Source organism: Enterobacter cloacae complex sp. AR_0002 (assembly GCF_001922365.1).
In the GTDB taxonomy this organism is placed as follows: Bacteria; Pseudomonadota; Gammaproteobacteria; order Enterobacterales; family Enterobacteriaceae; genus Enterobacter; species Enterobacter hormaechei_C.
In genome coordinates, this window is record NZ_CP018814.1 from 708237 (window position 1) to 721227 (window position 12991).

The 12991-nt window shown below is 48.9% G+C and carries 13 protein-coding genes, 2 tRNA genes and 1 pseudogene; 9 read left to right on the plus strand and 7 right to left on the minus strand.

Features of this window, described 5'->3' with window-relative positions:
* Nucleotides 1-18 precede the first annotated feature (18 nt).
* Nucleotides 19-92: transfer RNA gene (locus tag AM329_RS03455), tRNA-Cys, on the plus strand.
* Nucleotides 93-103: 11 nt separating this feature from the next.
* Nucleotides 104-190: transfer RNA gene (locus tag AM329_RS03460), tRNA-Leu, on the plus strand.
* Nucleotides 191-319: 129 nt separating this feature from the next.
* On the opposite strand, the gene AM329_RS03465 is transcribed toward AM329_RS03460, so the two are convergent.
* The 7 genes from AM329_RS03465 to AM329_RS03500 all read right to left on the minus strand — a co-directional run bounded on the left by AM329_RS03465 (nucleotide 320) and on the right by AM329_RS03500 (nucleotide 6046).
* Complete coding sequence (locus AM329_RS03465) at nucleotides 320-1336, minus strand: tyrosine-type recombinase/integrase (RefSeq protein ID WP_032609570.1); 1017 nt, start codon at nucleotides 1334-1336, stop codon at nucleotides 320-322.
* The gene (locus AM329_RS03470) at nucleotides 1320-1568 is read right to left on the minus strand and encodes a DUF4224 domain-containing protein (protein ID WP_032609568.1); all 249 of its coding nucleotides are present in this window, start codon (nucleotides 1566-1568) and stop codon (nucleotides 1320-1322) included. The genes AM329_RS03465 and AM329_RS03470 overlap by 17 nt, the downstream gene beginning before the upstream one ends.
* 210 nt (nucleotides 1569-1778) lie before the next feature.
* A complete protein-coding gene (locus AM329_RS03480) occupies nucleotides 1779-1961 on the minus strand; it encodes a hypothetical protein (protein ID WP_032609566.1) in 183 nt (60 codons plus the stop codon).
* Between the two features lie 2 nt (nucleotides 1962-1963).
* Nucleotides 1964-2524, minus strand: a complete 561-nt coding sequence (locus AM329_RS03485; RefSeq protein ID WP_032609565.1) for a siphovirus Gp157 family protein — start codon at nucleotides 2522-2524, stop codon at nucleotides 1964-1966.
* A complete protein-coding gene (locus tag AM329_RS03490) occupies nucleotides 2521-4713 on the minus strand; it encodes a hypothetical protein (protein ID WP_032610253.1) in 2193 nt (730 codons plus the stop codon). The genes AM329_RS03485 and AM329_RS03490 overlap by 4 nt, the downstream gene beginning before the upstream one ends.
* Before the next feature lie 50 nt (nucleotides 4714-4763).
* The gene (locus AM329_RS03495; protein ID WP_071886172.1) at nucleotides 4764-5087 is read right to left on the minus strand and encodes a hypothetical protein; all 324 of its coding nucleotides are present in this window, start codon (nucleotides 5085-5087) and stop codon (nucleotides 4764-4766) included.
* Nucleotides 5088-5638: 551 nt separating this feature from the next.
* Nucleotides 5639-6046: a helix-turn-helix domain-containing protein gene (locus AM329_RS03500; protein WP_032610252.1), complete on the minus strand. Its 408-nt coding sequence runs from the start codon at nucleotides 6044-6046 to the stop codon at nucleotides 5639-5641.
* A 74-nt stretch (nucleotides 6047-6120) separates the two neighbouring features.
* Here AM329_RS03500 and AM329_RS26295 point away from each other — a divergent pair, with 74 nt between their 5' ends.
* The 7 genes and pseudogenes from AM329_RS26295 (at nucleotide 6121) to AM329_RS03535 (ending at nucleotide 12986) form a co-directional block, all read left to right on the plus strand.
* A complete protein-coding gene (locus AM329_RS26295; RefSeq protein WP_071886171.1) occupies nucleotides 6121-6315 on the plus strand; it encodes a Cro/CI family transcriptional regulator in 195 nt (64 codons plus the stop codon).
* Nucleotides 6222-7397, plus strand: a pseudogene (locus tag AM329_RS03510) (hypothetical protein); the annotation flags it as partial. The gene AM329_RS26295 and the pseudogene AM329_RS03510, both read left to right, overlap by 94 nt.
* Nucleotides 7398-7541: 144 nt before the next feature.
* Nucleotides 7542-8300, plus strand: coding sequence for a hypothetical protein (locus tag AM329_RS03515; protein WP_032609563.1), 759 nt, complete (start codon nucleotides 7542-7544; stop codon nucleotides 8298-8300).
* Nucleotides 8300-8710 carry a hypothetical protein gene (locus tag AM329_RS03520; protein WP_032609562.1) on the plus strand — a complete coding sequence of 137 codons (411 nt, stop codon included), beginning with the start codon at nucleotides 8300-8302 and terminating at the stop codon, nucleotides 8708-8710. The genes AM329_RS03515 and AM329_RS03520 overlap by 1 nt, the downstream gene beginning before the upstream one ends.
* A gap of 60 nt (nucleotides 8711-8770) precedes the next feature.
* Nucleotides 8771-9112, plus strand: a complete 342-nt coding sequence (locus AM329_RS03525; protein WP_032609561.1) for a hypothetical protein — start codon at nucleotides 8771-8773, stop codon at nucleotides 9110-9112.
* The gene (terL, locus tag AM329_RS03530) at nucleotides 9109-10719 is read left to right on the plus strand and encodes a phage terminase large subunit (RefSeq protein WP_032609560.1); all 1611 of its coding nucleotides are present in this window, start codon (nucleotides 9109-9111) and stop codon (nucleotides 10717-10719) included. Before AM329_RS03525 ends, terL begins: the two co-directional genes overlap by 4 nt.
* A gap of 20 nt (nucleotides 10720-10739) precedes the next feature.
* Nucleotides 10740-12986, plus strand: a complete 2247-nt coding sequence (locus AM329_RS03535) for a phage tail fiber protein (RefSeq protein WP_048859468.1) — start codon at nucleotides 10740-10742, stop codon at nucleotides 12984-12986.
* Nucleotides 12987-12991 lie beyond the last annotated feature (5 nt).

The window sequence follows — 12991 nt, forward strand, 5'->3', positions numbered from 1 at the left end:
GAAAGACAACAGATTTAAGGCGCGTTAGCAAAGCGGTTATGTAGCGGATTGCAAATCCGTCTAGTCCGGTTCGACTCCGGAACGCGCCTCCACTTTCTTCCTTGGCCGGATGGTGGAATCGGTAGACACAAGGGATTTAAAATCCCTCGGCGTTCGCGCTGTGTGGGTTCAAGTCCCACTCCGGCTACCATGGGAAAAGTAGAATAAAATCAATGATAAGCAGTGTCGTATAAACCACCGAAAGGTGGTTTTTTTATGCCCAAAATTTGTTTTTCCGAAGATGCGTCCGAAGATTATTTTCCCGCGAACGCATATTCAATCAGTTTTTTTGCCCTCCAACTACTGGCACCACTTTTACCTTTCTGTCATAAATTGCTGTTTGTCTCGAATTTTTATGGCCGGAAATTGCCTGTTTCTCTTCAAGGCTACCCTCGAGATCAGAGATCCCTTTTGCTTTAAGATCGTGGAAAGTAAAATCAATCGACAGGTGAGGGTACTTAGCCTGGGCTGCGAGTTTTGCCTCGCGCCAGCGCGAGTTAAAGCCATCACGTGTGTATTTGCTTCCACTGGGTTGGTGGATAAGAAACAGGCTCCCTATGCCTGGTTTTAGCGGCAGCGCGCGAGCCAGCGAAACCGCTGCATGTAAACGAGGTGTCCATGCCTTGATCTGCTTCACGCCAGTTTTACCTTGGCGGATAAATATCCCCATGTCGCTGATCTGCTCTTCACTTAAAGACAGGACATCGCTCTGCCTGGCAACGCATAAATAAGCGATCTCCATTGCAGCACGGACCACATTAGCCCCAACCTCATACACTGCATTATATTCTTCATCCGTCACGTAGCGTTCGCGCGAAACCTCCTTGAATTGCTTAACCCCTTGACATGGGTTTCTTTCGACATATCCACGTTCGTAGCCCCAACGGAATACCCGCGAAAGGAAACTCTTTTCCCTGTTTGCCTGCGTTCGGCTTGATACACCACGCTGATCCATGTAGCGTCGGATGTGTTCAGGTTTTATTTTGTTGGGGTCAGTTTTGCCGAAAACAGGTAATACCTTGCCCGAATATTTCGTGTAATCCTTTCTGGTTTCTGGTGACAAATCCATAAAGTCGGGGGAGGCCATAAACATATCTGCGAGGGTTTGGAATGTATTTTTCCTGACTTCTTCGCCCACGGCTTTTTCATACGCGAGCCATACCGATGCCTGCGTTTCGTTAAGAGCGCACAGGCGAACGGCTTTATTATCTTTAGTCCGAAATTCATAAGCTGCTTTACCGCGATATACACGCGGTGGCATCCAGCTGTCAGCGGGGTTTTTACGCTTTCCGGCCATCAAATACGGCTCCGAAGTCTGGTTCTTCATCCTCGCGCACCGGAGTGATTTCCTGGTTGCGGTATTTAATGGGGTTCATGAAATGCCCCCATGTTGTTTTTGGGTGGCCGTCCGCTCTTTCCATAAAGAATATCCCGGCCCGACGCAGAGCATCGCACTGTTTTGATTTAAGCGGAGTCCCCGTCAGTTCTATCATCTCTTCTCTGGTGATAATGTCGTGATCGTGTCTCATGGTCTTTCCTCAACATGCGGTATATCGCATCGTCAGCGTCACTGCAGGCACGCTCTATATCCGACCTGGTCAGGGTCTTCTTTCGTACGCTTGCTGATAATTTCCCGATCTTGGTATCAAAGTCTGAGAGCAGAATTGCTCCGGGTTGCCAGTGCAGCATTGTGGCCTCCGTTGATTAATTGGGGCCACAATGCTATCGGCAGAGAGGGATTAATTCTGATTACGCTTAATCAGGTTTCCTTCCAGAAACGCACCTTTCTCACGTTTAACCTTGACGTTCTCCGGAAGATGTAACCCCAACTCGCTGCGGCTACGTGCTTCGATGATCCCGTTTGTTCCATCAGGAAACACCACGTGTACCGCATCACCTCTTTTGAGAGTCAGTTTTAGCATGATTAGCGCACCTGTAATGAACGTTCGCCGACTTCCAGATGCGCACCCGGTACCGGATTAAGTAACTCTTCAGGTACCTCACCACCATCGGCTTTGATTTGTTCCGCTGCGGCTTCGGCTGCCTCTATCCTTTCTTTGATGGCCTTCTTGTCAGGGGCGATTACTGTCTGAACTGTGACCACTTCGTCAGGTAACGCATCAACATTGTCGACCACCACGCTTACAGTACCCTGACGAGCAGTAAAGGTGTTTCTGGGGGTTTTCAGCTTATCCAGGCCAGCGCCTAACAGGCATGACAGAATGTACTTGCGGAGGTGCTTGTCTTTATTTTCGAAAGACTTTTTGCGCTCAGCCAGACGCTTCATCTCTTCGTCACAGGTTTTCGCGTTGCCCAGGTTATTGCGCGCCACCACCATAACTGCATCCAGGCGATCGGCCAGCTCACCTTCAATCCCTTCCAGGGTGTCGGCGATCATTTCCGGCGTCAACTCGTCAGAGGTTTCCAGCAGGTTTAACAGGCTGGAGTAATCATTTGCTAATGCGATTGCGGTTACCTTGCTCATGCTGTTTTCTCCTGGGCTTTGTTCAGTTCTTTCAGACGTTCATCTTTGATGGTGGTCAGGCGACGCAGACGTTTACTCAGATAATTGGCATGCTGGCTGTCGCCTTTGGCCTCAGCATCTTTACGGTGCACCTCCACTTCGCGGGCGATAGATGCGAATACTTTGGTCACTTCGTTGGCAGAGACACCGGTTGCCAAGGTGTTTGCAACTCGCGTAAGTTTGTCGTCCAGCTCCTGGCGCAAGCGCGCAGCATCTTCTGCATTATCGCTGGCGATTTTAAGGGCGAATTCTTCTTTGTTTTTCTGTCGATATTCAGGGTTATCATAGAGACCCATGAAGATATCAGCGCTGAAACCGAGAGAAGAGAGTGCCTTTTTCGTCGCATCGGTAAGTGATTTCTTTGTCGCTTCACCGTCGCAGAGTGGGCCGTATTTACTCCCGTAGAGATACGGGGTGCAGCCGAATGAAATCTCTTCACCGCGCACGCCGCCACGCACATACCAGAGACGGATCTTAATCACGTGATGTTTCTCTGTGAGGTAGCCGCCAATGCCGTCTGGAATAAGCTCCCACGTATTGTTCCCGTCCTGGCCTTTGACTGTACGGGTTATCGGCGCGCCATTGTCAAAACGTTCTTCGAGAATATCAACGCCCCAGCCAATACCTTTAGGGCCAAATTCACGAGTGGCCAGCATCGTCATGTAGGTGCCGTTGATCGATGTGCCACCACCGTTCTGAGTAAACTGTTTTGTGAAACGTTCATCAGTTTTGAAAACGCGCTTCCACAGGTCGAGATTTTCCATCTCGGTACCGGTGCGTTCGGTGATACTTTTTTCAACGTCATTAACGTTAGGGCGAGGTTCTTCTTGCACCAACGACTCTGCTGATTGCTCTGCACTATTAACTTGCTCGCTGTTGCTCTGCTCCTGCTCTGATTCACTGGCGTAAACGCTGTAGCCCATTTTATTGAGCGTTTCACGCGCGGCTTCTGCCTGCGAATCAGTAACCGCTTCCACTTTTTCCGCCTCATTTGAGGCGTTCTGCACTGTGGTCTGCGTTTCTGTTTTTACCCATTTGGGATCGGTAGGGTCACTGATACCGTCAACATACTCGCCACGCCCGGCTGCCAGAGATTTACTGGTTGCTTCCGAAACATTAGGGCTCTGTTCGAACACACCATTTTCGGCAAGCCAACTGTCGATAAAGCGGCGTAATGAATCGGGGAAGTGATGCGTATCTTTCGCTGGCACATTCTGGATAACGCCAAAAATAGTGTCGCGGGAATATTTGAGGATCTGCTCAGTAGTGCGCAGCGCCATAGACCAGCGCTTAAAGTCTTCCCGGTCTTCTTCAATGATACGTTCCGCCTGACGCAGAGCGCTGACAGATACAGTGGTCGCAGGCTCTATTGGCAACAGTGCGAGAGCGATCTCCTGATCCAGAGTGGCATATGTGTGTTTGTAACCGCGCTGTGGTGCAACCTGAGCGTGGGTATTATCTTCCGTGCTGGTGCTGGTGCTGTTCTGAGGCAGCATTTCTTCACGTTTGCCCGGGTTGTCAGTCCATTTTTTAATAAATGAGTAAAGCGCGGCGCCGCCGGGTAACTGGTTCTCAAACTTCACATAAATTGCCTGCAGGAGATTATTAAGCCCCTCCTGGTGCATGTAGTGAACAGGCGGGTGCGCTTCCATCGCATTAATGATGTAACGATTTAAGCGATCATCCTCCTCGTCACCGTACTGGCTGGTGTTTTCGAGATTATCAAGATAGTCACAAACCTGAGAATAAATTTCCCCATCCAGCTGGGCAAGGCCAAATAACACCACCGTTGCGAAGCGTTCGCGCGGTGAAATAGTCATAAAGTCTAATTTTTCATCATTGTCAGGAAGGTGGCTCATCCCGCCAGTTGTTTCGACGTTTACCATCCATTTTTCGCCATCGAACGTATGGGATTTAGCAAAGTGCTCGTCAAACTTGCCGATCTCAGGGTGAGGCTGATCAGCTGTGTTTTCCCATATTTCAGGTTTAAAGAAGTTATCGCCGTTCGCCGGATAGTGCTCCCAGAGCTTACCCGTCACGATGCTTTCTGCGATTTTTTTGTTGGGTGCTTCCACGCTGATCGCCAACGCAACGGCACCATCTTTGATGGCCGATTTTTTCGGCTTAAACAGGCAGTTGTAAATTGAGATTGTCACTTGGTCTTTCCTCTTCGGTTACTGGCGCGGGTCAGGCGCCGTTATCAGAACGGGATATCACTTTCCTGGATTGTTGAATGGTCGATGCACAGCAGCTGCTGGATCTTGTCTTCAATGAAGGCGACACGCTGGTGAGCCCGATCGACAATCGACGCCTTTTCTTTCTGAAGGCGTTCGACTTGTTTACCGATGATATCTATCGGTTCTGGCTGGTTTATCTCAAGGCAAACAGTGCGCGTTTCCAGCAGCACGTAAAGATCTGGATAGTTCTGTGACATGTCACAGGTATGAACCAGATAGAGTGCAGGGAAGTGGGGATTGGCAGATACGTGGATGTACAGTGTTACCTGTAGGGGTAGCGCTTCCATAGCGGCTCCTTACTGATGTATAATTCGAGCCGATCAGCGGCTCATGTCGTTGGTCTTTCCTCGGTACAGGGTTGGTCCCCTGTACCACCTCCGGGCGGTTTGGTCACTGTCCCGGGTAAAGAAGCCCACCTTGGTGGGTTTTTTTACATCTGTTGCCCGTCTTTCCGGGCTGTCAGGGCTGGTCATGCCCGTTGGTCTTTCCTCACAGGGCCCCTCTCTTCGAGGGCTTCGGTTTTCACCGAAGGGTCACTAAATTCTTCACCGTGTTAAAAAAAATGCCCCTCATGGAGACGAGGCAAAGACTACACACAGCAATTTTGGATTCGTTGCGGTCTTTCCCGCATGTCATCGTACTGGCGGCGACCCGCGAATTTGGTGCCTGTCTTTCCAGACTGTCAGAACGTTTTTCTGAACAACTGCCGCGTGGTTAGTGCGTCGTTGATGTTGCAAAGCATAACCAAAGGTATTTTTTCTGGCAATGATTTTTTATAACAAAAGTTAGTTTTGTGAGCGTAAAAAAAGGCAATGCTTTGAAAACATTACCTTTAATTTTATTTCTTAATGGTGTTTTTTTTCTTTTTAACCATTAGCAATTCATCAAACAACCTCTGGAAATCATTAACTTTTTCGCTTAACTCACTGATATGTCTTTCTTTTTCTGATTCAGGTAATGAATCAAAGAGATCGAGTAACTTTTTTTGCCTTTCATCAAGCTCGGGTGAAAGTTGATCTGCCCTCAGTGGTTCATCCTCCTCAGTTCCGTAAAGCAACCACGTCGGAGTACATCGGAGTGCCTCGGCAAGTGAGAAAAGATTTTGCCCTTTAGGTGTCGTTATGCCCGCTTCCCACTTATAGACGCTCACGGCGGATATACCAACGGCATCGGCAAGTTGCTGTTGGGTTAATCCAAGCTCTTTACGTCTTGAGGAAATTCGGTCGTTAAAGGTCAATTTTTTCATACCCATAATATAAGTTAACTTGACATAACTTTCGTTAGTATTTATGTTCCTAACTAACGTTAATAGGAGGAACAATGAAAACTGAAACTGTTATCAGCTTTTTCGGCACCAAAACTGCGGTTGCGCGTGCTTTAGGTATCTCTCAAGTTGCCGTAACTCGCTGGGGGCCTGTAGTACCTACGGCATGCCTGACGATCCCTCATCATTTTTCGTACGCGCCGGTGCATTTCTGCGCAGCGCTAACTTCGTCACCAAACTGGGTGGTATGACGGTTTCCGCTATTCCTGATCTCGCGCGCGGTGTGATGGTTAATGGCTTTGGTAATACCATGCGTGGTTACTCTGCGCTGATCACGCGGTCACCGGCATTCAAGGCCAGCCGTGCCGAACAGTTAAAAATGGCCGTCGGGCTGGAGACCATCCTCCATACCCGTGCGCGTACGATGGGCGACCTGGTGGATGGCTCTGCCAGAACAACGGCGGTCGAAGCGGGTATGGAGCGCGTCACCGATGCATTCGGCAAGCTCACGCTGATGGGTCACTTCGATGATATGAACAAATCGGTAAACGGCATGATCACGTCCGACGGCATTCTCTCCGGTACGTTCGCTGGCCGCCGTCTGGCTAAGCTTGGTATTAACGACAATATGGCCGCGCGTATCCGCAGCGAGTTTGAAAAACACGGTGAGGTAATCAACGGCTGGCATATCGGTAATTTTGAAAAATGGGACGATCAGCACGTTGCTGGCGTCTTCCAGTCGGCGGTGCTCAAAGACGTTAACAATACCGTTATCACTCCGGGCATCGGCGATACACCGCTGTGGGCCAGTACACCTCTGGGTAAAACCATCTTCCAGTTTAAATCCTTCGCTACCGCATCCTATAACCGCGCCACGCTGGGCGGCCTGCAGGAGGGAACCGGGCAGTTTTATTACGGTACGGCTTTCCAGATAGGACTCGGCGCGCTGACATACGCGCTTAAGCAGTCTGCAAATGGTAAGGAGGTTGACTGGTCTTCGCAGAAACTGGTCATTGAGGGGATCGACCGTTCAGGTATTCTTGGCCCGTTAATGGAATATAACAACATGGCAGAGAAAGCCTCTGGTGGTATGGTGGGGCTGGGCGCATTGCTCGGTACTGGAACACAGTCACGTTATGCCAGCCGCGGCTTTATCGGTTCTGCGCTGGGGCCGACGTTCGGTCTGCTCGATACCATTACTGATGTGACAGCTGGCGTGCTCAACGGCGATGCCGGTGATCGGGTAATGCATAACGTGCGTACGCTACTGCCGGGAAACAATCTGTTCTGGATAGCACCGTTGATAAACCAGATTGATCCTGGTATGCGTTAGTTGTGCAGGTTTGGGGCTCTGAACTAAACGCTCAGTTCAAGTCCAGTAGGCCAGAAATTTTTAGTTGTGTGCTATTCCTTGTATTGGCGTACGGCACTCTGAGCAGGTATAGTTAACCTAATTTTACTTCGATGAATACTTAAAATGCCTCTTGCGCTGCCGAAAACCAATGAACTTGTTGGAAAAATCAAACCGTCTTTAGTCTCTGGAGAACTCTTGTTGAGTCCTTTTGAGCTTAGACTGTTGGCGCGTGAAGCCGATAAAATCGATGTTCCACATCATCGGTGGTGCATTCAGGGGTTGTTGGCTTTCCTCAATGAAAATGATGAGGAGGGCATTGCACTTTGTGAACAGGCTGTCGCTTATGACCCAAACGTTTCACAGTCATGGTGTAACTATGCCTCGGCTTTGAGGTACCGACATCTGCTCAGTAAAGAGTGGGAAGTTGTCAACCGTAGTGTAGAGTATAAGGGGTTATTGACCTTATCATATGCACATACTCTTGCTTCTTATTGGGTAGATATTGAACTGTTGAATCATACGACAGAAATTATTGAATCCATGGAAATGCCTAAAAGATTCAATAAAGTCCAGTTAGATCTATTTGGAAGCGGTATGGTAACGAGACAATTGTTGCGTGATGCAGGTCCTGCCGTTGCATCTGATTTGCGCGCCTTAGGCGCAGTTGTTCGTCAGATAGCTGAGGAAGAAAGATTACCACGCCTTAAACGACGTATCTCTTGTCATGAGGGTGAGTATGCATGTGTTTATGCAATTGACACTGATGATGTAGATTATTTGATTCGATTGGATGATTTATTATTTGATCGAATTGTTTCTGCTGGGATTAAGTCCAAAAATTGTATCGCTTTTTTTGAACCTAAATTAGGGGATGATAATTAATGGCGGTGCAATTTGATTGCTTTCTGAATGTAGCTAAAGACTCTCTTGATAAGAGTGGTGAAACCTGGACTCGCAACGCAATCAGTAGAGCCTATTATTACATGTTCCATGCAGTCCGTGATGTAATTAATAAGCCAATTCCAAAGAATGATAAAAGTGGAAATCCCTTTCCCTTTGGTGAGCATAAAAGGCTTTCAGAATACCTGTGCAATGGTGATGCAGCGACAGACTATAATTTTGACGCGGCTCAACTTGAGAAAATTGGTTTAAAGCTTAGAGCTGCGCATCACAAGCGATGTGATGCAGACTATGAGCTGCATTTGAAAATGAATAGGTTAGAGGCAATAAAGCTATTAGCGGTCGCAGAAAATATTAAGCAAGAAGTCGATAAGCTCAAACAGCCAGAATAGTCAGGATTCCGACCTTAAACCCGCGCCATCATAGCCCTGTATTCACTACGGGGCTTTTTTATGCATCAGGATTACAAAACACGCCTTACCGCGCTGAGCGACAAACTTACTGACGTGGTGCTCGAAGAAGCCGATCCGGCTCACTGGCCGGGTGCCGGTAAGAAACCGAGCGAACTGACCAAAGATGAACGCGGCGACCGTTACTGGGATAAGAAGAACGCAGCTGCATCACTGACGTTGCTGATTAAGGTGCACTCACTGATTGGCATGCAGACGCGTGGCGGTACGCCAAATGATAATCCTGGTCAGGATGATGAAGCCTTTGCGCTGGGCCAGCAGGTATCGAAGGCTGAACGTGAAGCGGCCGCCATTATAGAGCGTCTCCAGAAAGGCAAAAAATGATCTCCTTCCTCGCCTTCTTTCTGATGTGGGCGGAACGGATGCAGTGGAATGTACCGGACTGTCACTATAAGGCCTGCCACTGGCTGGAGCATCGCGGTAATCTCGCGGTGCTTCGTTGTTTCCGTGGGTTCGGTAAATCAACGCTCCTTGCTGTCTATAATGCTTGGCGGTATTACTGCGATCGGCAGTATCGCATTTTGCACCAGTCTGAATCCGATGGTACCGCATATAAAACCAGCCGAGATACTCAGAACGTACTACGTAACCATCCATTGACCAAAGGCATGCTACCCGACGGGCAGGGGACGGTAGAGCAGTGGTGGGTCAATGGCGCGCTGGATTTACGTAACGGCAGCATGTACGCCAAAGGGATTCTGTCTAACGTTACCTCCGCCCGTGCCAACGAATGCCAGAACGATGACGTAGAAGTACCCCGCAATATCCAGACGCCGGAGGCGCGTGAAAAGCTGCGCTATCGCCTGGGGGAGCAAACGCACATCCTGATCCCTGGTGGCCGCAAGCTCTACATTGGTACGCCGCACACGCATGACAGCCTTTATGATGAGGTGGAGTCTATGGGCGCTGATTGTCTTACCATCCGGTTGTTTGAGAAAGAAAAACGCATAGAGGCGAAAGACGCAACGCAGCTGCGCTACGAGTTATCTTTCCGGCCGGAATATGTTTTCGCCGGTATCCATAAAAGTGCCCGCCTTCTGGTCGCTGATGTCGATTACAAAATTACGGCCAGCGGCGTTGAATTTGCTACCGCGCCCGATACCGTTATCGATTTTTATGCCGATTGCGCATGGCCTGAGCGCTTCACGCGCGAGGAAATGGAGAATCGACGCAAAGAAACGCGCACGATTAACGAGTGGGATAGCCAGTATCAGCTGCACAGTAAACCTGTGGGCGACGTTCGCCTCGATCCAGACCGCATCCGCGAATACAACATTCATCCTCAAATCCGGTATGCGAACCGTACGGCCTCGCTCTGGCTTGGCAATGTACAAATCGTTGGCGCGGTCGCCTGGTGGGACGTGGCCACAGGCAAAGTTAAGGCCGATGCTTCGGCGTTCTCTCTGATGCTTACCGATGCGCGTGGACATCTGTACTGGCACATTTGCCAGGAACTCACCGGAGAACTGGCGGAATTCGATGACAACGACAAAATCACCGGCGGGCAGGTCGCGCAAATAAAAGATCTGGTGCTCAAATACCAGATACCGGTGGTTTGTGTCGAAGTTAACGGCCCGGGCAGCTTCGCGGGTAAGTTACTGCGTCAGGCGCTTAAGGGTACCGGCTGTGGCGTTCGGGAAGAATTCAGCATTACCAACAAACAGAAACGTATTCTCGATGCGTTTGAAGCGCCGCTGTCGTCGCGGTTCCTATGGGCGCATACCGATGTACTTGATGGTCCTGTCTATGACCAGATGCGTGACTTTAACCCAGCATTGACCAACCAGCCAGACGACTTTATAGACTCTGGTGCTGGCGCAATCAGTCAGACACCAGTACGTATCGGGAAAGTGGTCGGGATTCCGACCGGGCATGCGCGCGAAGATTGGCAGTTAAGTGACGGAGATCATCTGGTCGACGTCGATTACTAACCTGCCAGAGGTTTCGCATCATGTCGGTACCCAACCAGACTCCCTATATTATTTACAACGCCAACGGTCTGACGACCCTTTTCCCCTTCGAGTTCTATATCATCAATGCCGGTGATATTCAGGTATCAATCAACGGTACTGTCGTTACCAGCGGATATTCCGTATCAGGTGTCGGTAACGTCGGCGGGGGTGACGTGGTTTTCGTTACCCCACCTGCAAGCGGTGCAGTGGTCATGCTGGAACGTGTTGTTCCTACCTACCGGTTAACGGATTACCAGGACAACGGCGATCTGTTGGCCGACACAGTGAATAAGGATTTCGACCGCCTCTGGATGGCAATACAGCGTGCCTTTATTTATCTCGGGCTAGCGCTGCGCCGTCCGCTATTTGGTGGTCCGTTCAATGCAGAAGGTTATAGGATCGCGAATCTCGGTGACCCGATAAATGCGCAGGATGCAGCGACCAGGAACTATGTCGATAATGTCAGCCTGGTGCGTACGCTGCGTGTTCCTGAGTCTTCAGTCTCCATTCTGCCCCCTGTTGATCAGCGCGCAAACAAGCTGCTGGCGTTTAACGCTGCAGGGCAACCAATCGTCGTTCTGCCAGCTTCTGGTTCGGCGTCCGATGTAATGATAGAACTGGCTAAACCCGATGGCGAAAAGTACATCGGCGAATGTCCAGACATTGCAACGCTACGGACAATCGAGCCATCTTTCGACAAGCAGCGTATTACGGTTAAAGGGCATACTGCCGGTACGGGATACGGTGGTGGACAGTTCAGAGCGGTACTTGCTGGTTCAGGTTACACCGACAATAACGGTACGGTTATCAAAACATCAGGTGGGGCTGCCTGGGTCCGGATGAATGTTGGGTACATTTCTCCGTATATGTTCGGTGCGCTCCCAAGAGTTGATGCTACTACTCCTACGGCGCATACAGCAATTAACGCAGCAATAGCAGCTGCCATTTCACAAAATACAATTATTGATGGATTAGGCGCAACATTTAACATTAATGCTGGATGCTTCGTAAATAACACCTCATCAGTGATCTTACAAAACTTTGGAATTGTTGTTACTAATCCAGAAAGTTTCAATGATGCAGTTTTGAGGGTGAGAAATGCGGACCATGTTGTTCGGCGTATACGTATTGAAGGAAGCAACGGCGCAACAGTTCTTGGAATTAATGTGGAATCTACAGCACCCGGCACAGTTGTTGAGAGTTGTAGAATTGTGAATACCGGACGCACAGCTATCTACAGCACCGCTTCTCGTGTTGTTGCACGAAACAATGTCATAGATAGTTGCGGGCTGCTCGGCATAGGTAATTACCGCTGTAGCATCTGGTTCAACGAGAACGAACATGCCGTTATGGAGGGTAATATTTGCACCCATTGCGCATGGGGTATTTTGATGAGGAACCAGATTGGAACATCTCAAGGTTACTTTAATACCATGCGTAACAACATTGTTGTTTCCGCCTCTGGCACAGATTCTTCCTGTCAAGGGATATCTGCATCTGCGCAGTTCCATTTAAGCACCACCGATAACGTTGTGCGTGGATTTCCAAATAATGCGATAGATCATCAAAACTGTTTTGGTATGATTATCACTGGGAATCAAATCCACCAGTGTAGTGATGGCGTTTTTATAGGTGACCGTTCTTGCGGGCGCATTATTATCTCTAATAATAATATTGAGGCATGTGTTACTGGTGTGAGATATTACAACCCAGTAAACTCAGTTCCCGATTATCAGAACCAAACATTTGCAGATGTACAAATCACAAATAATGTTATCTACACCTCTACGCTTCGTGCAATTCATGTAACGATGGCAGGAACCACTAGCGCCAACTTTATGACTAATGTTAACGGTAATATAGTTGATGGGAACGGCTCAGCAGGTCTTGGTATTGTTATGGATACCGTGACATTTGGCAGTGTTAGCCAGAACCAAGTACGAAGAGTTAGAGGTCATGGTATTGACTTAATATCTTGTGAGGGGCTGCGAGTTCTGGGTAATAGCATCTTAGATGCCGGGTATGCCACGACTGCTACATATAACGGAATCAATCTAAGTAATTGTTACCGTTGCAATGCGTCAGATAACTATGTAGTCGGGGCGACAATGATTTATGCTGTGGTACTTGGGGCTGGTGGATATAATATGGCTTATACAAACCATGCAAGGTCAACAACTGGTACAGCGGCCGTTAGTATATCCGGTGGTACTGGGAACGTAGAATCATTGAATATTAAGTCATAATTAAT

Coding starts and splice junctions, on each gene's coding strand:
- AM329_RS03465 (WP_032609570.1), bottom strand. CDS start 1,336: ATGGCCGGAAAGCGTAAAAACCCCGCTGACAGCTGGATGCCACCGCGT.
- AM329_RS03470 (WP_032609568.1), bottom strand. CDS start 1,568: ATGAGACACGATCACGACATTATCACCAGAGAAGAGATGATAGAACTG.
- AM329_RS03480 (WP_032609566.1), bottom strand. CDS start 1,961: ATGCTAAAACTGACTCTCAAAAGAGGTGATGCGGTACACGTGGTGTTT.
- AM329_RS03485 (WP_032609565.1), bottom strand. CDS start 2,524: ATGAGCAAGGTAACCGCAATCGCATTAGCAAATGATTACTCCAGCCTG.
- AM329_RS03495 (WP_071886172.1), bottom strand. CDS start 5,087: ATGGAAGCGCTACCCCTACAGGTAACACTGTACATCCACGTATCTGCC.
- AM329_RS03500 (WP_032610252.1), bottom strand. CDS start 6,046: ATGAAAAAATTGACCTTTAACGACCGAATTTCCTCAAGACGTAAAGAG.
- AM329_RS26295 (WP_071886171.1), top strand. CDS start 6,121: ATGAAAACTGAAACTGTTATCAGCTTTTTCGGCACCAAAACTGCGGTT.
- AM329_RS03515 (WP_032609563.1), top strand. CDS start 7,542: ATGCCTCTTGCGCTGCCGAAAACCAATGAACTTGTTGGAAAAATCAAA.
- AM329_RS03520 (WP_032609562.1), top strand. CDS start 8,300: ATGGCGGTGCAATTTGATTGCTTTCTGAATGTAGCTAAAGACTCTCTT.
- AM329_RS03525 (WP_032609561.1), top strand. CDS start 8,771: ATGCATCAGGATTACAAAACACGCCTTACCGCGCTGAGCGACAAACTT.
- terL (WP_032609560.1), top strand. CDS start 9,109: ATGATCTCCTTCCTCGCCTTCTTTCTGATGTGGGCGGAACGGATGCAG.
- AM329_RS03535 (WP_048859468.1), top strand. CDS start 10,740: ATGTCGGTACCCAACCAGACTCCCTATATTATTTACAACGCCAACGGT.